Consider the following 21164-nt stretch of genomic DNA (forward strand, 5'->3'; position numbering starts at 1 on the left):
CCCTCCTGTTTGACCAATAATTCGGAGAATGGACATCATTGCAGTGCCGATATTTTTCACTTTGGCGGAGATTCAGGATTTTTTGCCGGATGTCTTCGGATAAGGCATGTGCAGGTTTTCGCCCCCGGTTTTTGTGAATGACTCCGTTTTCATCCTCCTCAAGGACTCGTTTTTTGAGGCGATAAACCTGACGAAGACTTAGCGATAACAATTCGGCAGCTTGTTTTCCCGTGATATACCCTTCGATCCATTGACGAATGACTTTGTAACGCTTCAATTCTTTTTTGCTCAATGGAATTCGCTCCTGTCTCATACTGACATTTTCACTGAAGCGTTACAATATGACAATATCACAGACGAACAACAGTGATAAAAAAAGTTGTTGACATCGTTTTGGGAAGCAGTTATAATATCAACTGTCGTTAAGCGAAACGCGAAACTTGATAACGTGGCGGTGTAGCTCAGCTGGCTAGAGCGTACGGTTCATACCCGTGAGGTCGGGGGTTCGAGGCCCTCCACCGCTACCATTTTCTTTTTCATTATGATTAAAAACAGAGGTCGATCAGAGCCTCGTTTTTTATCTTTTCTTTTCAGTTGAAAATTTCGAAAAATGGCGATTGTGGCGAAGCGGTTAACGCACCGGATTGTGGCTCCGGCATTCGTGGGTTCGAGTCCCATCAATCGCCCCACGGACCCTTAGCTCAGCTGGTTAGAGCAGACGGCTCATAACCGTCCGGTCGTAGGTTCGAATCCTACAGGGTCCACCATCTCCTTTGGCGTGATTTTTTGTCGCCGCAATGAGCATCGCTCCCGCCGAACAAGCTGCGAATTGTGCCGACGCATCCGGCTTCGGAGCGCGGCTTGCAGAGGAAGGGACAGTGGCCATTTAATTGCATACTTTTTTTCATCGTCGCGGGGTGGAGCAACGAGCATCGCTCCCGCCGGACAAGCTGCGAGTTGTCCCGACGCATCCGGCATCGGAGCGCGGCTTGCAGAGGAAGGGCCAGTGACCATTTAAACTAAATACATTTCCATCATCGTGGGGTGGAGCAGCGGCAGCTCGTCGGGCTCATAACCCGAAGGTCGCGGGTTCGAATCCCGCCCCCGCAACCAACTCATTTTGATGCGCGACCTCAGTTTCAAAGGATCCGCGATCGACAACAAGCCTGTCGAAGGGCTTTTTTTGTTTATACGCGTCTGTGGACGGGCATATTTATTGAAGTCCAGTGATAATTTTGGTAATGTAAAAGCGGATGCAGACTGAAATCTGCGAATACTTTACATATTCTAGGAGGGGTAGAAATGGCTTATCAATTGCCTGAACTTCCATATGCCTACAATGCGCTCGAACCGTATATCGACGAACAAACGATGCGCATTCACCATGATAAGCACCACGGGACTTACGTGAGCAAACTGAACGAGGCCTTGAAAGGCCACGACGACCTGGCGAGCAAATCGATCGAAGATTTGGTCAGCGATTTGAACGCCGTTCCGGAAAACATTCGTACCGCTGTTCGTAACAACGGCGGCGGCCACGTCAACCACAGCCTCTTCTGGCAAATCATGAGCCCGAACGGGGGCGGCGAACCGAGCGGCGCCGTCGCCGACGCGATCAAGGCGAAATTCGGCAGCTTCGCCGACTTTAAAAAACAATTTTCCGATGCCGCAGCCGGCCGCTTTGGCTCCGGATGGGCCTGGCTCGTCGTCAATAACGGCGAATTGGAAATTACGTCGACTCCGAACCAAGACTCGCCGTACATGGAAGGCAAAACCCCGATTCTCGGCCTTGACGTTTGGGAACATGCCTACTATCTGAAGTACCAAAACCGCCGTCCGGAATATATCGAAGCGTTCTTCAACGTCATCAACTGGGATGAAGTGAACAAACGTTACGAAGCGGCGAAAAAATAATTCCGCCTAAAAAGCTTGAGAACACCCGCATGGGTGTTCTTTTTTTGTGCAAATTTCGGAACGGCGTCCGCAGGTGGCGCAATTGTAATAAAAAGTGTATATTTTAAAACGTATCATTCGCCAAGAATTGTATTTGTAAAAAATCTATTAAAAAATAGGAAAAACGTCCGATATATATGACAGAGAGGGGAAAACTGATGGCGGATAACAATAATAAAGTACCGTTCGGACTCGTCAAAAAATTGGTGCTCGGCATGGTCGTCGTCGCTTGCATCACCTATGGCACGAGCGCGTTCTTCATCTTTTACGTTTCCAAATGGTTTGCGGGCGCCATTTCGCAAGGCCTCTTCATTTTGATCACGCTGTTGCTCGGCATCATCTGGTCAGGCATTCTCGGGTATATCGCCGCCCGTGTGTTGACAAAAGCTTTGAATCCGCTGCGCGATGCGGTGGCGAATGCGGCCCAAGGCCGTTTGGACGTTGTGATTCCGAATCCGGGGACGCGCGATGAGATCGAAGCGTTGGCCACGGGTTTCCAAAAAATGATGGACGAGTTCAAAACGATCGTCCAAGGCATCCATATGTATACGGAAAACACGAGGAAGCGCATTCAGGATCTCACTCAGTCTTCAGAAGAAGTCACGAATCAAATCAAGCAAGTCGGCATCAGCATCGACGATATCGCAAAAGGCGCCGAATACGAAGCCGAAACGTCGCAAAAGTCGCTGGAACGGGCGCAATACGGCATGCACGCATCCAAATTAATGGAAGAGCAGGCGACGCGTTCCAAATCGTTGTCGGAGGTGACGATGAAGAACCTCTCCGATAGTTTGGAAAGCATTCAGGAAATGATCAACGGGATTTATGTCATTTGCCAAACGAACGAAGACGCCCTGAAGGTCGCCAACGATTTAAAAGAAGATGCGGATAAAATCAATTCGATCATCGACGTCGTCGCCGAGATCGCAGAAAAAACCCACATGTTGGCGTTGAACGCTTCGATTGAAGCGGCGCGGGCCGGTGAAGCCGGCAAAGGGTTTGCCGTCGTCGCCCAAGAAATCCAAGAGCTCGCCAACCAAAGCGCCGAAGCGGTGCAAGATATCCATAATTCGATCCTGCTCATCCAAGAAAGGGTGGATGCGTCTGTCGCGCAAAACCACCGCCAGGTCGAACTCGGCAACAAGGAGATTGCGCGGGCGCAAACCACCGTCAAAGTGTTGGCCGAGATGAAGTCGTCCGTCGAACAAGTGGCGGACAGCATCGGCGCCATTCATCGGATGATCGGCGATCAACACGCCGCCATGGAAGCGATTGTGGGCGGTGCCGAACAAACGGCCGCGATCGTGGAAGAAACCTCAGCGGCCGTTCGCGAAGTGGCCGACAGCGCCAGCAAGCAGACGGCGCACATTGAAAACATCAACGAGACGGTCCACTCTCTCTTGCGGGATGTGGAATCGCTCCAAGAAGAAGTGAACCGCCTGAAAGTGGCGGAATCCTAAAGGGCCGGTTGCGGCCTTTTTTTATGCGGAAAATATGGGTTTTCGGCCATGGGATAGCGGGCTGATCGGAGAGGCAAGCGGCCGCCGGCTGTGTGCCGGTATATCTCACCGCCTTTGAAGCAAACTATACAGCGGATCAAGGCAAGGGAGTCGACAGGACATGATCAAAACTTGGCTGTTTGCCGCTCCAAAAACACGCGTGCCGAAAGACTTGCTGATCTTACTGGCGATCAGCGGCTTGTACTTCCTGAGCCTCTCCCTCTCCAACACCTTCGTCAACGTTTTTCTTTGGAAGCATACAAAAAATTTAATCGATATCGGTTTCTACAACTTCATGATCGTCTTGTTTCAACCCGTGACGTTCCTCATCGCCGGCCGCCTGGCGAAAAAAATCGACCGTGTGCTCGTCCTGCGCACGGGCATCAGTTTTTTGGCGCTCTTTTTTGTCAGCGTGTTGTTCCTGGGGGCGCATGCCCGGCAATTTTTGCTTCTCTTCGGAGGGCTGCTCGGCATCGGGTACGGCTTTTACTGGTGCGCCTTTAATGTTTTGACCTTTGAAGTGACGGAACCGGAAACGCGCGATTTTTTTAACGGTTTTCAAGGGCTTCTCACAGCGCTCGGGGGAATGGTCGGGGCCGCCGCGGGCGGCTGGTTGATCGCCGCTCTCTCCGATGAGATCGGTTATAAAATCATCTTCGCGCTTTCGCTTCTCTTGTTTGGCATCGCCGTGTTCGCCAGCTTTTTTCTCAAACGGCGCCCGGCGGCCGGCGAGTTTGCGGTCATGCGCATCATCGGAGAAAGAAAGCGCAATCCGAATTGGAATGCCGTTTTGAACGCCCGCTTTTTTCAAGGCCTCAGGGAAGGCACGTTTCTTTTTTTTATCGGCATTTTAATATTTTTGACGACGAAGAGCGAATGGGCGCTCGGCAAGTTCGCCCTGGTGGAGTCGGGCATCATGCTCCTTTCTTACTATGCGGTGTCCCACTTCGTCAAACCGGTTGGTCGTAAAAAAGCGATCTTGGCGGGAGGTCTTCTCCTGAGCGCCTCCGTCTTGCTGCTGTTCGCCGCTCACGGGTTCGCCGTTTTCATCGCGTACGCCGTCGTGACGGCGGGCGCGTATCCTTTGCTTTCGGTGCCGTACATGTCCTTGGCGTACGATACCATCGGCAAAGGATGGAAGGCAGGAGAAAGGCGGGTTGAATACATCGTCGTCCTCGATTTGTTTTATAACGCCGGCCGCCTGCTTTCCATCCTGCTTTTCCTGATCGTTGCGCAAGCCTTTGACCCTCCCTTCATTGCCCTTCGCTATTTCGTCATGGGGATTGGCGCGGCGCCGTTGGCGATGTCCGTTTTTGTCCGCCGCATTGCCCTGACCGATCAACCGCGCGAAAAGGCGCTCATGCAGCCGCGGGGGATCGAAGATGGGGAAAGCGGATCGACCGTTTGACGGATTGGCAATAATCACCCCCCCAAATGCGCTCGGATTTGTAGTAAAATATATGGACGAACGGTGAAACATCGGCAGGCGTTCACCTGCCGGCCCATTGGCGGTCGTTGAGATGTGATGTTTAAAACGGATGAGCGAAAAACGAACGCACGGTTTACGTCGTTGTTCATTTTTTATGCATGAAAAGGGGAAACGAGGTGATCGGGGACGTGGAGGATAATCGTTTGAACAAGAAAAAAAAGAAAAACCACATTCCCTTCCGGCTTAACGTGTTGTTTTTGATCATTTTTCTCGCGTTTTCCACGCTGATCCTCCGGCTCGGTTACGTGCAAATCGTCCACGGCGAGGATTACGTGCGGGAATTGAAAAAGACGCAGACGGTGACAACCAAAATCCAATCGCCGCGCGGCTTAATGTACGACACCAAAGGCCGGCTTCTCGTCGGCAACACGGCCAAAAATGCGTTGGTGTTCACGAGAAAACCGGATCAAGATCTCATCAAACTCGCGAAAAAATTGAGCCGATACTTGGACGTGAGCACGAAAGAGAACGTTTCGGACGGCGATCTTTCCACGTCGCAAGTGACCGTCCGGGACATGAAAGATTATTGGATCGCGACGCATCCCAAAATTTACGAAGAAAAATTAAGCGCCGACGAATATGAGAAATACAAAAAGGCCTCCGACGCCAAAGAGAAGGCCAAGATGAACGCATACTATGACAAAGTGCTCGCCCGCATCGGCGAAAAAGAGCTCGGTCAGCTGACGACCGACGACTTAAAAGTGATTGCGATCTGGCGGAAGCTCGAACAAGGCACGAACTTAACCCCGACCTACGTGAAAATCGGCTTGTCGCAGGACGAGCTCGCCCGGATCGGCGAACATTTAAATGAATTCGACGGGACCATCGACACTTCCGTGGCGTCGACGCGCACCTATCCGGAAGGCCACTTCTTTTTCCTCGGCAATATCAAAGAGATTCCGAGGCACGAGGTGGACAATTACCTGGCCGACGGCTATAACCGGAACGATCTCGTCGGAACCAGCAACCTCGAACAGCAATACGAAGATATTCTCCGCGGCGTGCCGATGACCTATACGTATAAAAAGAAAAACGGCAAGCCGGTCGGAACGCCGAAAAAAGTGGAAGGCCGGCGCGGGGATGACCTCGTGCTCACCATTGATGCCGATTTGCAGAAAAAAATCGGGAATATTTTGGAGAATAGGATTAGAGAATTCCTTGGCTCACATGCGCGCAGCGCCTACGCCGTCGTCATGAACCCGCACACCGGCGGCATTTTGGCGATGGTCGGACGCACGTATGATCCGGCCACCGGAAAGTTTAAAGACACGTCGGAAGGCACGATCTTAAACGCCTTCCAATTCGGTTCTTCGGTCAAAGGGGCGACGGTGCTCACCGGGTTCCAAAACCATGCGGTGCCCGCGGGGCGGATTGTGGACAAACCGTTCCGGTTCAACGGCGGCGGAAAATTCAGTTCATTCACGTCGGGCATCGGGGCCGTCAATGTCACGGAAGCGCTGGAGCATTCCTCCAACATCTTCATGGGGACGATCGCCGGACGCATGGCCGGTTTCCAATTTGCGGACGTCGGTTCGGCTTACAAGGTGAGGGTTTTCAACGGCCCGAAATACGTCCATGCCGTCCATGCCTTGCGCGACGGCTATAACCAATTCGGCCTCGGGGTGCACACCGGCGTCGATCTGCCGTTTGAATCGACCGGATATAACGGCGGCGTTCCCGACCAGCCCGGTAAAATCATGCAATTTGCGATCGGCCAATTCGATACGTATACGCCGCTGCAAATGGCGCAGTACGTTTCGACGATCGCCAACGGCGGCAAACGGATCGCCCCGCACTTGCTGGAATCGGTGCACGCCCCCGGCGACGATCCGAAAAAGATCGGCCCGACGATCAAGACTTACCCAACGAAAGTGTTGAACACGGTCGCCAATACCAAACAACAAATCGATCTTGTCCACGAGGGTTTCTATCTTGTCACCCACGGTTCCGGCGGTACGGCGAAATCGCTTGGAACCGGAGTCAACGCGAAATATAAAATCGCGGGCAAAACGGGCACGGCGCAATTGGCCCCCATCGAAAGAGGCCTTTACAACCTGGCATTTATAGGGTACGCCCCGTATGATAACCCGCAGGTGGCGGTCGCCATCATCGCCCCTGAGACGAGGGAAAACCATATCAACCTGTACATCGCCCAAGACATTTTTAAAACGTATTTCAGCCTGTATCCCGATCAATTGAAGGACTGACCTTTTACGCATGGAACCAGGAGCCATCTCGGCACAGATCGAAAAAAGCGGAACCGGGCGAGGGCGTCGCTTTGCCCGAATGTGTCGACATCTCCCTTGCAAACGGGCGGACAAAGACTCACGGTTTTATCGTTGCTCGGAAAAAAATTAAAATAGCGGTGAGCTGTCGGCGTGAACCGACGGCGGTAGTTGCATGAAACGGGCCGGATGCCATGAGCGCGGTCCGAGTCAAAAATAGCGGGAAGTGGCGCAGCCACTTCTCGTTCTTTATGGACGGAAAGATGAACGAGGAACGGGCGGGAGCCTTTGTCCCGTCAAGCGAGAAGTTCAAGCCGAGCTTCGAAATGGGAAAAGCGCGTCCGCTTCTAATCAAGAAGAGAAACGGATCCCAATGATGTTTAAAAAGCCGGTGTGAAGCGATGCCGGGGCTGAAAGGCCGTTCCGGGCGGAGCTTTACAGAGTTATGAAGAATGGACGGGTTTTTAAAAAACGTGTTCACGGAATCCGAGGAGCGGTTTGCCTAACCTTTGATTTTTTGGTGCAGTAGGTTATAATTTTTTTATATTTACGGCCCAGATTTTGGAGCCGTGATAAGAAAAGATGAGTCGAGTCGAGTTGGGCAGAGCGGAGCGGAGATAAGAGGAGAAACGCACGGTTCTTTATTTCATACCCTCATTTCTTTGCCTTCTTTTTCCCCGATTATCGACGCTCCCCTCTGTATACGAAAACGTATACGAGGAGGACCGCCATGAATGCTTACCTTTTTGAACTCACCGATGCGGAAACCGAGAAAGTGTATCAAACCCGTTCCGGACTCACGGTCAAACGTCATATCGACAAAGGGATCGGCCATCCGGCGATCGAACGCGTGCTTGCGCGCTTGGATCGTGAGAAAGGCGCGTGGTTTTCGAGCGGCGTAGAAGACGGCGAACGCTATGTACGGGGAGCCATCGGTTTCGTCAACCCGCCCATTGAACTCGTATCGCGCGGCCCATCGTTCACCATTCGCGCCCTCAACCGCCGCGGCGTTTGCCTTTTACCGGTCTTTCACCAATGGTTGGCGCATGAGCCGGCCATGAGGGACTTGAGGCGCGAAGGACGATTGTTGACGGGAACCATCAAGGAACGCCCGATGGTTATCAATGAGGAGGAACGGACGAAGCACCCATCCATTTTCAACGTCCTCCGCGCCATTCAACAAGGGTTTTATTCGGAAGAAGAGCGGTTTCTCGGCCTTTATGGCGCTTACGGCTACGATCTCATTTTTCAGTTTGAAGCCATCATGCGGCGGAAGCCGAGGCCGGCACACCATAGAGACCTGCATCTTTACTTGCCCGATGAACTGTTCGCCGTCGACCACCGAAGCGGGCGCGCATACCGCCTCGCTTATGAATTTTCGTTCGGCGGGACGACCACAGAGGGGATCGAGCGCGCAGGCTCAGGCGCGCCGCCATCCCTGGGACGCCGCGACCCGGGCGCCATTCCGCCGTACCGGAAAGGGAGTTATGCCGAATTGGTGCGTCAAGCGCTCCCGGCGTTTTCCCAAGGCGACTTATTCGAAGTCGTCCCGTCCCAAGTCCTTTATGAAACGTGCGATCGGCCGCCGTCACGCATTTTCCGCCGCCTTTCCCGGATGAATCCAAGCCCATACGGCTTCCTGATTCATCTCGGGGACCAGCATTTGATCGGGGCTTCCCCGGAAATGTATGTGCGCGTCCAAGGCCGGCGAGTGGAAACGAGTCCGATTTCCGGCACGATCAAAAGAGGACAAAACGCGATGGAAGATGCGGAAAACGTCCGGCGACTTTTGAATTCGGCGAAAGATGAGGCCGAACTGACGATGTGCACCGATGTCGACCGCAACGACAAGTCGCGGATCTGTGTTCCCGGCTCGGTCCGAGTCATCGGGCGGCGTCAAATCGAACGTTACGCCCGGCTGTTTCACACGGTCGACCACATCGTCGGCGAACTCGCGCCCGATTACGATGCCTTGGATGCTTTTATGACCCACATGTGGGCGGTCACCGTCACCGGCGCGCCGAAGCTCGAGGCGATGCGCTGGCTGGAAGCGCACGAAGCGACGCCGCGGGAGTGGTACGGCGGCGCGGTCGGTTGTTTGTATTTCAACGGCGACATGAATACCGGATTGACCTTAAGAACGATCAAGCTCGCCGGAGGGATGGCGGAAATGCGCGTCGGCGCGACGCTGCTTTATGCTTCGGATCCCGAGGCCGAGGAGGAAGAAACCCTCGTCAAGGTTTCCGCTCTCGTGCAGGCGCTAAAGAGCGACGGACGCGCGGCGGACACTCGGCAAAACGTCGACCGTCCCGGCCAAGGGAAGCGCGTGCTGCTTATCGATCATGAAGACTCGTTTGTGCACACCTTGGCGAACTATTTAAAACAAACGGGCGCCGACGTCGTTACGGTTCGGCCGCAACCCGCTCGGCAGATGTTGGCGGACGATCCCTCTTTCCATCTCGTCGTTTTGTCACCCGGACCGGGAAAACCGGAGCGCTTTCAAATGCAGGACACCATTTCGCTGTGTCTCGCCCGCCGTTTGCCCATATTCGGCATTTGTCTCGGCTTCCAAGGATTGGCCGAATATTTCGGGGCTCGTCTCGACGTGTTGCCGAAGCCGGCGCACGGCGAGAAATCAACGGTTTACATCCGGGAACGCGATTCACTTTTTGCCGGGATGGGCAAAGCGCTTGCCGTCGGCCGTTATCATTCATTGTTCGTTCCGGAACTGCCGCCCAGCCTGTTGTTGCTCGCGGAAACGGAAGACGGCATTCCCATGGCGTTCCGCCATCGGCAATATCCGCTTTCCGCCGTGCTCTTTCATCCGGAATCGATACTCAGTGCGGCGTCAGGCGGGGGGTTGCGCTTGATCGCCAATTTGATGAAAAGCGTGCCTGATCCCGCCTATACTCGCTAAAAAATGCGCAAGCTTCGTTGTCTTGCCCTGTTTCTGAACGGTCGGCAGGAATGAAGGTTTCGATAAGGTTTCGATAGGCAATCGTCCTTCGTGAAGGGTGAAATAGAGAATAAAAATCACCATCTAGAGTTGATATAGAAGGTGAATGATTTAAAGCGTTTCTCATATGGGAGGAACGCTGTTTATTTTTCAAAATATCAGGAAATAACGTTGGAATTGTGTTAAAATTATAAATAAGAAATGTTTTGTTAAAGGGTTAGGCCATGGGAATTGAACTGGGGGATTCCATAAATGATGGAGGCATCCATTTATGAAAGGCATTTTGCTTAAATTGGCCGTTTTAGTGTCTGCATTGATTTTAAGTGTAGGTTGTTCGAATCCAGACTCCCTTTCATCCAAGAGTAATGGAAGCTCGGTTCATGATAACCAAAAAAATAAGGAGACAATCCAAACCTATTTGAAAAATGAGTTCACAGGACCTAGCGAAGAACTGAAAAAACTATTTAATAAATTTTTTTCAGAAGACCCAACTGCATTAAACGCATATATCAAAGAAAAATATAAGTCCCTGATTCCAGAGGAGGACTATCAAACGTTCGTCAATACCAATGAAGCATTTCGTTGGTTATTGCCTGCATACCAAGCGGGTTATCAATTAAAAATAAAAAATAGCGAAATACAAAAGGTAAACAACAATAATGCCTACACTTTCAAGGTTGAGGTGGAATACAGCAAAGAGGGTGAAACCAAAACGGCTGCCGTCACTGGATATATTAACATGAATGACAATGGAAAAATCTCAGCAATACGAGACATAAATGATGGTGGATTCGCACAAAACATGATGCTATCTGCCCCCCAAAGGACAATAAAGTAAGAGAAAAGCGGACTTATTTCAAATAAAGGGATTAAATGTTCTTGAGTTCAATAAGGCAGAAGATGGAGTATAAAACGATCACTAAAAAATATTGACCGGTTCCTTTTAGGTTCAACATCTTAAATCACCACCAAAGAGTGAAGCCATTCGCTATAAAATTAAAAAGGCGGTTTCGAACCGTCTTTTTTCTTTAGTTTTAGTTTTGGACATATAGAATTCACAATCGATTTCACCTGGCATTTCGTGTGCCAGCCCCGGTTGGTGATCGCCATGGCGTCAAATTAACCGGTGAACGGGAAGTTTTGGTTTTAATTTGGGAACGAGTGAGGATGGCGCGTGACGGATGATGACGTGACTAAAAAGCGGGAAGGGCGGGAAACAATCATGGAAATCAACCAAGAAACAATCAACGTTACGCATTTGTCAAGGAAGAATTAACCCAAATCCTGTATCTCCCGTCACGAAAAATTTAAAATACGGGGTGAAATCATATTGACAATGATATTGATAATCATTATCATCTTTTTTAGGAGCTGCACACCATACATAATACAGCACCGGACGAGGAGGAAAAATAGATGTTTGCCAGTCCAAAAATGAAAAGCCGATTTGGCGTATTTTTCATTGGCCTTCTAATATTGGCATTGTTGTTGGCGGGTTGCGGAAAGGCCGGCAATTCTAATGAATCCGCCAACGACAATGCTGCAAATAAAGAAAAAGTCGTCAAGGATGCGATGGGGCATAAAGTGACCATTCCGGCGCATCCGAAACGGATCATCGCCCCTTATCTTGAAGATCCGCTCATCGTTTTAGGGGAAAAACCGGTGGCCCAATGGTCGGTCGCCAACGGCATTCAGGACTATCTGCAAGCGCATTTGAAAAACGTGCCTAAAATCAATTACAACCTGCCGCCCGAAGAAGTGGTGAGCTTCAATCCGGACCTCATTATTGTGAGCTCCGAAAGCTTGGTCCAAAAAGGATTATACGAGAAATATTCCAAAATTGCTCCGACGTATGTTTTAGGAGATAAAACCGCAAGCGATTGGCGGAAAACGCTTCTTAAACTCGGTGAACTGCTGAACAAATCCGATCAAGCGAAGAAGGCGCTTCAAGATTACGATAAAAAAGCCGCCGAGGCCAAGGAAAAATTACACCAAGCGCTTGGCGATAAAAAGGTGGCCATCCTTTGGCTGACGCAAAAGCAATTTTATGTCGTCGATCCGACCCGCTCGAGCGGCGCGGTCTTATACCACGATCTCGGATTAAACGTGCCGAAGATGGTGCAAGATCTTCCGAAGGATCCGAACGCGACCTGGAAGCCCGTTTCGTTGGAGAAACTAGCGGATTTGGATGCGGATGAGATCTTTTTGGTCAATAGCGATAAAGGGCAAGGAGACACCGTATTGAACAATCCGGTGTGGAAAAATCTCCCCGCCGTCAAAGCCGGCCATGTCTATGAAATGAGCCAGAAGAGCAGTTGGCTTTACAGCGGGCTCATTGCCAACGAACAAATCATCGATGACGTCGAAAAAGCGCTGTTGAAATAACGTTAAAGCCAAAAAACCGAAGGAATCTCCCTTCGGTTTTTTTCAAAGTGTTATAATAAGACTGTATCGCGCAAGGATTTCCATAAAATGGAGTTCCAACGTGAATCATCATCGGTGTTGTGGGGGAAGACAGTTGCGTCATTCAATGGGGAGGTCTCAACAACCTCATGGTGAAGTGCATGTAAAAAGCCGCCCGCTGGCGGCTGTGGCGGTCATCATCGGGGGCTTGGCCGTTCTTGCGGTTGGACTGGCCCTATCCATTTCGGTCGGAGCGGCCGATATTCATCTGTCCACCGTTTGGCAAGCGCTCTTTCATTTTCAATCATCACAGAACGCGCAGCGGGTCGTTGTGGATATCCGCCTACCGAGGGCTTTGGGGGCGGCGATTGTCGGCGCGAGCTTGGCCGTGGCCGGGGCGATCATGCAAGGAATCAGCAGAAACCCGTTGGCGGACTCGGGGCTGCTCGGGCTGAACGCCGGCGCCGCGGTGGCTTTGGCTTTTTGTTTTGCCTTTTTTCCGAAAATACCTTTTATCGAGCTCATTTTCTTCTGCTTTGCCGGCTCCGGGTTGAGCGCCCTCTTGGTTTTTGGGTTCGGCTCGATGGCGAAGGGCGGTTTGACCCCGTTAAAATTAACGCTGGCGGGAGCGGCCGTCAGCGCGTTGTTGACCGCCTTAAGCGAAGGAATCGCTCTGTATTTTCATTTGTCCCAAGACTTGGCCTTCTGGATGCTGGGCGGGGTGGCCGGGACGAATTGGACCCAGTTGAAGGTGTTGTTTCCCTTTGCATGCGCCGGCATTTTGGTTGCCTTATTTCTATCCAAATCCATATCCGTCCTTTCATTAGGGGAATCCGTCGCCAAAGGGCTCGGCCAACGCACGCTGCTCGTCAAAATCATAAGTTTGATCGCCGTATTGGTTCTTGCCGGTTCCTCGGTTTCGGTGGTCGGCTCGGTCGTTTTTATTGGGTTGATCATTCCCCATGTGGCACGGTTTTTGGTCGGCGCCAGTTACAGCTGGATCATTCCTTGTTCCGCGGTATTGGGAAGTATTTTATTGGTTTATGCCGATACGGCGGCGAGACTGGTCAATCCGCCGTATGAAACACCGGTCGGCGCGCTGATCGCCCTGATCGGGGCTCCGTTCTTTCTCTATTTGGCCAGAGGAAAGAAGGTGGGCCTATAATGGTCGATGCCTCGGTAAAAAAGAAACGCGTGCTGTCGCGACCGGTGTGGATCATGCTTTCAAGTCTGGTCCTAATGATCGCCGTTTTTCTTGTCAGCATGGACATCGGTTACATCAAACTGACGCCCGGCGAAGTCTTTCGCACTTTGATCGGGGAGGGGACCGGTAAACAAAATTTGATTTTATTTGATTTCAGGCTGCCAAGGATTGTCGTGTCTGTGCTCGTCGGCGCAGGCCTAGCCGTTTCCGGGACGATCCTTCAAGGCCTGTCCCAAAATTCGCTTGCCGATCCGGGCATCCTCGGCATCAACGCCGGCGCGGGGTTGATGGTCGCCATCTATATCGCCTTTTTTTCGGCGGAGGGCGGCTCATCGCTTTTCGCGTTGCCGTTTATGGCTTTCATCGGTTCGGGAGCGGCGGCGCTCGCCGTCTATCTCCTTTCTTACAAAAAAAACGAAGGGCTGGCGCCTTCCCGGATGCTCCTTGTGGGCGTGGCCGTCAGCGCGGTCATCTCGGCGGCCATGATTGTCCTGACTTTAAGATTGGATCCCGAAAGCTATCAATTTGTTGCGAGCTGGCTGGCCGGAAGCATTTGGGCCTCCAATTGGTCGTTTGTCGTCGCCCTGCTGCCTTGGATCATCGTGCTTCTTCCATACAGTTTTTTGAGGGCACACGTTCTCGATATCTTGAACTTAGGCCGTCCGACGGCGACCAGTCTCGGCGTCCATGTAGAAAAAGAGCAGTTGTTTTTACTGGCTGCGGCCGTCGGGCTGGCCGGCTCATGTGTGGCCGTGAGCGGCGGAATCAGTTTTGTCGGCCTCATCGGGCCCCATCTGGCGAAGCGTCTGGTTGGCGCGGAACATCGCGCGCTGCTTCCGGTTTCGGCTTTTCTTGGTGCCTTATTGCTTCTCATTGCGGATACCATCGGCCGCGCCGTTTTGCAACCGTCTGAAATCCCGACGGGGATCGTGGTCGCCATGATTGGTGCTCCGTATTTTCTCTATTTATTGGCCAAAACCAGTTCCCGTTAAACGGGTGACCGTTCACAAGAATGAGGTGGGAGAATTGGAAAACAGAGAAATCTATGATGTGACGATCATTGGCGCCGGGTGCGCCGGATTATTTGCGGCCAATTATGCGGGGCTGCGGGGAATGAAAACGAAAGTCATCGACTTTCTTCCCAAAACGGGCGGGTCCGTCGCCGTGTTTTATCCGGAAAAAAAAAATTTATGATATTGGCGGCATCCCGAAGATTAGCGGTCAACAATTGGTGGACCAATTGTTTGAACAGGCGATGATGTATGAGCCCACCCTTGTGTTGAATCAAGAAGTCACGGACCTCCAACGGGAAGAAAACGGGCTTTACGTTTTGACCACACATAGCGGTGACCGCCATTTTACCCGAACGGTGATTATCGCGGTCGGAGCGGGGACGTATAAAATCCGGCATTTGCAAATAAAGGACGGGTATCTGCAGGAAGGCGAGCATATCCATTATGAACCGATGGATTTGAGCGGGATTTCCGGAAGACGGGTGGCGGTGTACGGCGGACTGAGCGCGGCCGTGCAAAGAGCCATGGCGCTTTCGGAGACGGCGGAACAGGTGACGCTCATCCACAACCGGGAGCAATTGAATGCCCTTGAAGAAGAACTGGAGGCGTTGGCGAAGTCGCCCGTGATCGTCAAAAAACCTTATACGATTACAGATGTGCGTGAAGATGAAGGGGGGCGGATTGAAGTGTTCATTTCCGATGCCAACGGAAGGGATGAGCGCCTGGTCGTCGACGACCTCGTTATCAGCCACGGGTATCATTTTGACTTGGAACCGTTGAAAAAATGGGGCTTTACTTTTGAAAACCGCCGGATTCCCGTCAACAACAAAATGGAGACGAAATTTGAAGGGGTCTACGCGGCCGGGGATATCGCCGGCTATCCCAATAAATGGCGACTGATTTCGTCGGCTTTTACGGAAGCCATCACGGCGGTAAACAGCGCGAAAAAATATTTGGATCCTTCCGCGCCTTCCCAAGTCTACAGCACATTTGTAAGAAAATAAAAAAGCGTTGCAGCGCGGCATACCCGAAACAGATCCGCTGAAGGCGGAAAGCGGGACAAAACCATGCGATCACGTGCGCTGGGCGCGGATCTATGGCGGCAAGGCGGGGGTGATGCGGCGCTTTTGCAACGGCGGTAAGCGGCTGAAAAACAGGCAGAAGCGAATCCAAGGCCGAGGTCACGCATGGAGCGGATTCAATCGCCCCGTTTTTTAATCGCCGGCTGCTCTTGCCGTTCGTCGGCCGTTCGGCTCCTGCCTTCCCGCGGGTTTTCCGTTTGTTGCACAGGATGTACCATTACAGGCGCCACGGCTGCCAAGCGCGAACGCGGCAAAGAGCGGCAGAAAACAGCAACTGAACGCTCCTTCTCGTGATCGGGTGGACTGAAAAACCTGGCAAGGGCCGCCATCAGGAGGCGTCTTATCATGCGAAACGTCCAGCTTAAAATCGCCCCCCCTTTAAACGATTTCCAAGAAGAGGGAGGAAAGCGCGAGATGGCGGCGACAAGAACGCTTGTACCGCATCATGAGGAAAAGGTTGCGAGGGGATGGAAATGATAGAAAGAGTGCAAAAATGGGGGAATAGCCTGGCTGTCCGTATACCAAATGCGGTTGCGGAGCAACTGGCGATTCAACAAGGCTCAGAAATAGAAATCGTCGTGGAGAGTCAAGCCATCAAGCTGATCCCGAAAAAGAAAAAGCCGTCATTGGAAGAATTGCTTGCTAAAATAACGCCTGAAAACAGGCATGCTGAAATCGATTTTGGAGTGCAAGGAAATGAATTGATTTGATGCACGCGCCGTATCGAGTCTTGATCCACAAACAGAGCGTAAAGCCTCCAGGACCACTTCCGGATATCAGTTGAGCACAAAGAATGTTTCATCATTGGAATCGGCGGGATGTTGTACGATCCGTAGAGGTTCTCTGTTCCGTGGCTGGAACGCTTGGCTATTCATTCATTTTCGGCAACATCTAAATGAAACGTTGAGGGCGTCATCGCCGTTGATGGCGGCAATTGGCGCAACTTTGAGTGGCTCCACCATACGATGGCGATGACCAAAAATCCCGATCCCGCAAGCGCAAACACGATGGGGCTGCCGAAGGTGCTCGCATAGTAACCGCCCAATAAAGAACCGATCGGCATGGCCACGGCACTCATGCTATAGGTGACAGAACTCACGCGCGCGAGTAAATGAATGGGCACCACAGATTGCTTAACGGCGCCGAGAAGGACGTTTGAAGCCCCGATAGGTATCCAGGCCAAGCCAAAAAATGCGATACTCGGAACGGTCCAAGGGACAAGGGCTGCCAATAACCAACACCCTGCCCCGATGATAAAAGAGACAATGGTGAAATAACCGACGCGAAATTTTCCGGCCCAGGAAGATAAGAAAGAGCCGAGCAGAACGCCAATGGACTCTGAAGCTAAATACAATCCATAGATGTCCGCTCCCCCTCGTTGATTGGAAAACGAAGGCAAAACCGCCGTGGAAGCCCCGAGAGCGAAATTGCAGATGATCGAACCCAACAAAAAAGCAGCGAGCAAGGAATGAAAAACGATCGAAAAGCCTTCAGATAAATCCGCAAAATAGTCTTTTATAGATGTTCGAGCGCCTGTTTTAATCTCTTTTGACCTTTTATGACCGACGGGAAGGGAAAGCAAACCGAACAGGCAGGCTGTGATGGCGAAGGTGACCGCATCCGTGACAAAAAGGGCCATCGCGCCGATGGTCGCCACCAGCCATCCGCCGAGCGCGTTAAAAGCCATATCAATTCCCTTATAAGCAAACGAGAACCATGAGTTTCCTTTCACGAGTTCCTCTTTATTGAGAATCATGGGCAACGCTTTCGTTTCCGACGGGTAGGCAAATTGTTCAATAAAAGCCGCCAGCGGAATGATGATTAAAAGGAGCGGCACATTTAAAAAACCGAAACCGTAAGAAATCGGGATCAGCGATATTAAAATCAATTGAAATATTTGAGTGGCGACCAAGGTTCTTTTAATCGACCAGCGATCTACTAATGGTCCCGCCACAAATTGCAAGCTCATGGGCAGCAACATCAAAAAACCGGCGATGCCCGAATAGAGCGGATCTTTACTCAGTTGATAGACGAGCCACATGGCTGCCACATAATAGAGGCTGTCCCCCATATTGGTGATCATTCTGCCGAAGAATAGGATCGTAAAGTTTTTCTTTTTCCAAAGCGTGTTCATCATCCGGCTTCTCCTTAGATAAAATATAGGGCGCTACCGTGCCGGCCCGGGTTATGGTTAAAAAAACGGCAAATGGAAAAGGGAGCCTCATCGGAGCCGGTCACCTGACGAAGCGGCAGACATGGGGGATTGGCAAACAAGGCGTGATCGCCTCGCCATGCGGACAAGGCATTATTGCGCGCAGCGGATGGGTAGCTTTTTGGTTTTCACGTCACCGCCGGGTTTTGATGACGATGCCGTTTTAATGCCCTGGGTTTTCGTTGTTTCTCAAAATCCGTTTATATCATAGTGAAATAAAGCCTTCTTCTTCCGGAAATTCATAGGCGGGCCGCTCGCCTTGGTACTCAAAACCGACCGCTTCATAAAAGGGAATGCCCATAAAGTTGTCTTTGAAAACGGACACCATTGCTCTTTTGCCCCGCGTTCGATTTGGTCTTTCGTAATCGCTTCCAACAACTTGCCGCCGATGCCTTCGCGTTTTCGATTGGGGCCAAATAAAGCACGTACAACTCGGCCGTTTCTTCGTCAATCATTCCCCCTCCGCCGGCACCGACGACCTTACCGCCATCGGCCGCGGCGAACCAACCGTTCCACTCATTGTTGATGTTCAAGATTTCATGTTTGAGGCGATCTTCGTTGTAAAATTTTTTTATGTATTTTCGATGTAATGGGGCGGCAACCATTCCTGATAAGTATGTCGATAACCCTCCGAACACACTCTAATAATCCCTTCAACGTCGCCTAATGTGGCTATTCTGATTTCAACCATCGACTTTCCCTCGTTTTCAAAATATATCTATTTTTTGATTATTATATAGTATAGTGGAAAATGGCCGGATCGTAAATGGCTTTCCGGCTTGCCGAGATCCTCAGCTTCCTTTGACGCCGGGGTGACCATGGCGCGAAAGTTGATCAACGATTGCGTTTGCCAGCCGTTTTCATTTCATCAGAGCGGTCGGAGCGTTTCGAGATGTACGGAAAAAAGCGAATCCGGGGACCGCGGGCGATGCTCCGGGATCTATTCCGTCCGCAAGATCCGTTTCATCATGGCGATTTGCCCCCGGTGGTTGGCTTCGTGGTCCAGCAAGTTGTAGAGCACCCATTCCGGCGAGACGTTTTCTTCTCCGAGCGGGCGGTCCGCCGTTGTAAAAACGTCGTCGGGCATGTGTCTGTAAACGGATTCCACGAGAGCCATCGTTTCGGCAAGCAAGTCCAGAAATTCGTCCAACCGTTTCTCGGCGGGAGCTTCAGGATTTCTCCTGGACGGGTCAAGCCGAACCGGGCTTTTTCCGCCTCTGAAATGGGCTCCCCAAGCACGACGCTTTTCGTCCACCCCAACGACACGTTGGCGATGTGCCAAAGATATTCGGCCACACTGTGTGCGGAAGGCGTGATGCGGGCGTGCAATTCCTCGTGGGTCAGGTCGGATAAAATGGCCAATAAATCGGCTCGGCTTTGCGCCAGAGCGTCCAGCCAGCGATCGGCCATCGTCTCATGGTCGGCATGTTCCAGTGTTCGGATTCTCATGTCCACACCTCGATTTCTGCGTTTTGCTTCGTTTTGGCAGCATGAATGCCATCGTTCAATGTCCCGGACCGTCCCCTTGGCGGCGCTTGTCGGTAAAGGTTTTTTGACGAGGAGACGGCGGTCAGTTCTTCGATGAGCATGGTTCCCTCATCGCCCCGTTACTACATAAAGATATCCAAAAGTTTCGACAGATGGCAAGCGCTTGTTGGAAATGGCTTTCCCGAACTGACGATTGTTTTTCGTAGCGGTAAATCAAAATGGGCTTTTTGTCTTCGAAGGTTTTTTAATCATGAGGGAAGAGAAAAAAAGAGCAAATGGATAAAGAAGGGGATCGGGAAGTTGCGAAGATCCGGAGAGATGAATAAACGGGCTTTCGCCGCGTTCAGACGAGCGTGAGAGGCCAAAGCGAATCGGGAGGAGCCGCACCCATTGCCTTCACCGTCATCGCAACGGATTTGGAAGCCCGGCGCCGTCTTTTTCTGTGCCGTTGTGCCGCCAGTCCGGGGGATAAAAAGACGATTTCTTTGATCCGTGTTGGCCAAAGGCGCCGTGCAAAGGCGGGCTGGCCTGCGGCCAGGCTTTTCAAACGAAAACCCCGGGCGCCGGCACCCGGGGAACTTCAATCGGTTTTCAAAAAAGATCATTTGGTCGTCAGTTTTTTGGCGATGTCCGGAATCGACATGTCGCTTGTAAAGGTGTATGTACCGAGTTGCAAATACGGTTCTAATTTATGATCGATGACGTATTGAGTGAGCTGATGGCGGTCCTTGATGACGTGATGCTTTTCAAGGGCCTCAGCCACATCGGAGGTCGTCATGCCTTGCTTGACGGTGATCTTGGCTTTATACACCTTTGGCTGATCGGCGTTTTTCTTATCGTCGTTCGCGGATGACTTGTCCGCCGCTTTCCCTTGATCACCGGATGCCTTTTGGCTTTCGGACGCTTGCCATTTTTCGAAGGCCGCTTTGTCTACGGCGATTTCGCCTTTTGAGGCGAGATAAGCTTCGACGCGGCTTTCCGTGAGCGGCGCCTCGGCTTTTTCATCATCATTCTTGGGCATGAGCTGGTAATAATATAAGGCGACGATTCCCGACGCCAAGAGGATGCCGGCGGCGAAACCGCGCATTCCGTGTTTAGTCAACGCACATCACCTTTTCACACGTCGCGGTCCTCAATCATCAATTCTTCTTCGAGGACGCGGATTTTTTTCTTGATCTTATATAACTCTTGCATGACGGTCACCGAAGTGCCTTCAATTTGATCTTCCAGTTGTTTGATGGAGTCTTCCTTAAAGAAGGAGACGATCAACAAGATCAACCCCAGGACAAACAGTATGAGCAAAAGAAAACCCATGATTAACCTCCCCATTTTATCCGTCTCGGCTTTTTTCCGGCCAACGTCCTGGCCCCGCCATCCCGCGCAGGGAGTGGGACTCTAAACTACTTATATCATAGATTGATAGCGGGACAAAGAGGTTTGGCGAAAAAGAAAGGAAAATGTAAAGGAACGCCGCCGGGATGACGACCGATTTTTCTTTTATTCTCAAGGAGAAAGGGCTTTTAACCTGGCAAGAAGTGTCAATTCAAACCCATTGGGAATGTCGAAGTTTGCCATATGGCGCGAGAATCGCGCGATTCATCCCGGAACCTTGTACGATGTCCGGATCTTTGATAAACTAT

16 protein-coding genes, 4 tRNA genes and 3 pseudogenes are annotated in these 21164 nt (G+C 51.5%); 16 read left to right on the forward strand and 7 right to left on the reverse strand.

Annotated features, from left to right (window positions below; all coding sequences use genetic code 11):
• A pseudogene (locus tag CCB157_RS09320) lies at positions 1 to 292 on the reverse strand (helix-turn-helix domain-containing protein); the annotation flags it as partial.
• Positions 293 to 450: 158 nt separating this feature from the next.
• Between CCB157_RS09320 and CCB157_RS09325 the strand changes: the two are divergent.
• The 16 genes from CCB157_RS09325 to CCB157_RS09405 all read left to right on the forward strand — a co-directional run bounded on the left by CCB157_RS09325 (position 451) and on the right by CCB157_RS09405 (position 16534).
• Positions 451 to 527 (forward strand) — tRNA-Met (locus tag CCB157_RS09325).
• A gap of 86 nt (positions 528 to 613) precedes the next feature.
• A tRNA-His gene (locus CCB157_RS09330) sits at positions 614 to 689 on the forward strand.
• A 1-nt stretch (position 690) separates the two neighbouring features.
• Positions 691 to 767: transfer RNA gene (locus CCB157_RS09335), tRNA-Ile, on the forward strand.
• A gap of 271 nt (positions 768 to 1038) precedes the next feature.
• Positions 1039 to 1113, forward strand: a tRNA-Met gene (locus CCB157_RS09340).
• A gap of 189 nt (positions 1114 to 1302) precedes the next feature.
• On the forward strand, positions 1303 to 1914 hold the full coding sequence (locus CCB157_RS09345) for a superoxide dismutase (RefSeq protein ID WP_077615635.1): 612 nt from the start codon (positions 1303 to 1305) through the stop codon (positions 1912 to 1914).
• Positions 1915 to 2111: 197 nt separating this feature from the next.
• Positions 2112 to 3413, forward strand: coding sequence for a methyl-accepting chemotaxis protein (locus CCB157_RS09350; protein WP_158077260.1), 1302 nt, complete (start codon positions 2112 to 2114; stop codon positions 3411 to 3413).
• Between the two features lie 160 nt (positions 3414 to 3573).
• The gene (locus tag CCB157_RS09355; RefSeq protein WP_077615637.1) at positions 3574 to 4860 is read left to right on the forward strand and encodes an MFS transporter; all 1287 of its coding nucleotides are present in this window, start codon (positions 3574 to 3576) and stop codon (positions 4858 to 4860) included.
• Positions 4861 to 5084: 224 nt separating this feature from the next.
• Entirely contained in the window at positions 5085 to 7148 is a 2064-nt protein-coding gene (locus CCB157_RS09360; protein WP_158077261.1) for a penicillin-binding transpeptidase domain-containing protein, read from the forward strand.
• A gap of 748 nt (positions 7149 to 7896) precedes the next feature.
• Positions 7897 to 10083 (forward strand): anthranilate synthase component I, encoded by a 2187-nt coding sequence (locus CCB157_RS09370; RefSeq protein WP_077615640.1) that lies wholly within the window; start codon positions 7897 to 7899, stop codon positions 10081 to 10083.
• Between the two features lie 310 nt (positions 10084 to 10393).
• Positions 10394 to 10960, forward strand: coding sequence for a hypothetical protein (locus CCB157_RS09375; protein WP_077615641.1), 567 nt, complete (start codon positions 10394 to 10396; stop codon positions 10958 to 10960).
• A 578-nt stretch (positions 10961 to 11538) separates the two neighbouring features.
• Entirely contained in the window at positions 11539 to 12507 is a 969-nt protein-coding gene (locus CCB157_RS09380) for an iron-hydroxamate ABC transporter substrate-binding protein (RefSeq protein WP_238594647.1), read from the forward strand.
• A 145-nt stretch (positions 12508 to 12652) separates the two neighbouring features.
• On the forward strand, positions 12653 to 13690 hold the full coding sequence (locus tag CCB157_RS09385) for a FecCD family ABC transporter permease (protein ID WP_077615642.1): 1038 nt from the start codon (positions 12653 to 12655) through the stop codon (positions 13688 to 13690).
• Positions 13690 to 14721, forward strand: coding sequence for a FecCD family ABC transporter permease (locus CCB157_RS09390; RefSeq protein ID WP_077615643.1), 1032 nt, complete (start codon positions 13690 to 13692; stop codon positions 14719 to 14721). Before CCB157_RS09385 ends, CCB157_RS09390 begins: the two co-directional genes overlap by 1 nt.
• Before the next feature lie 34 nt (positions 14722 to 14755).
• Positions 14756 to 14923, forward strand: a complete 168-nt coding sequence (locus tag CCB157_RS17295) for an NAD(P)-binding protein (protein WP_158077262.1) — start codon at positions 14756 to 14758, stop codon at positions 14921 to 14923.
• Between the two features lie 19 nt (positions 14924 to 14942).
• On the forward strand, positions 14943 to 15746 hold the full coding sequence (locus CCB157_RS09395) for an NAD(P)/FAD-dependent oxidoreductase (RefSeq protein ID WP_274519629.1): 804 nt from the start codon (positions 14943 to 14945) through the stop codon (positions 15744 to 15746).
• A 545-nt stretch (positions 15747 to 16291) separates the two neighbouring features.
• Positions 16292 to 16534: an AbrB/MazE/SpoVT family DNA-binding domain-containing protein gene (locus CCB157_RS09405; RefSeq protein WP_077615646.1), complete on the forward strand. Its 243-nt coding sequence runs from the start codon at positions 16292 to 16294 to the stop codon at positions 16532 to 16534.
• Between the two features lie 161 nt (positions 16535 to 16695).
• Here the strand turns inward: CCB157_RS09405 and CCB157_RS09410 are convergent, their stop codons facing one another.
• The 6 genes and pseudogenes from CCB157_RS09410 to CCB157_RS09435 all read right to left on the reverse strand — a co-directional run bounded on the left by CCB157_RS09410 (position 16696) and on the right by CCB157_RS09435 (position 20838).
• Positions 16696 to 17958 (reverse strand): MFS transporter, encoded by a 1263-nt coding sequence (locus tag CCB157_RS09410; protein ID WP_077615674.1) that lies wholly within the window; start codon positions 17956 to 17958, stop codon positions 16696 to 16698.
• Positions 17959 to 18241: 283 nt separating this feature from the next.
• Positions 18242 to 18727 (reverse strand): annotated as a pseudogene (locus CCB157_RS18035) (GNAT family N-acetyltransferase).
• Between the two features lie 249 nt (positions 18728 to 18976).
• Positions 18977 to 19291 (reverse strand): DinB family protein, encoded by a 315-nt coding sequence (locus CCB157_RS18040; RefSeq protein ID WP_238594648.1) that lies wholly within the window; start codon positions 19289 to 19291, stop codon positions 18977 to 18979.
• A gap of 23 nt (positions 19292 to 19314) precedes the next feature.
• Positions 19315 to 19485, reverse strand: a pseudogene (locus CCB157_RS18360) (hypothetical protein); the annotation flags it as partial.
• A 640-nt stretch (positions 19486 to 20125) separates the two neighbouring features.
• Complete coding sequence (locus CCB157_RS09430; RefSeq protein ID WP_143286993.1) at positions 20126 to 20626, reverse strand: endolytic transglycosylase MltG; 501 nt, start codon at positions 20624 to 20626, stop codon at positions 20126 to 20128.
• A 14-nt stretch (positions 20627 to 20640) separates the two neighbouring features.
• Complete coding sequence (locus CCB157_RS09435; RefSeq protein ID WP_077615651.1) at positions 20641 to 20838, reverse strand: hypothetical protein; 198 nt, start codon at positions 20836 to 20838, stop codon at positions 20641 to 20643.
• Positions 20839 to 21164 lie beyond the last annotated feature (326 nt).

Source organism: Caenibacillus caldisaponilyticus, from assembly GCF_002003465.1.
GTDB lineage: Bacteria > Bacillota > Bacilli > Bacillales > Sporolactobacillaceae > Caenibacillus > Caenibacillus caldisaponilyticus.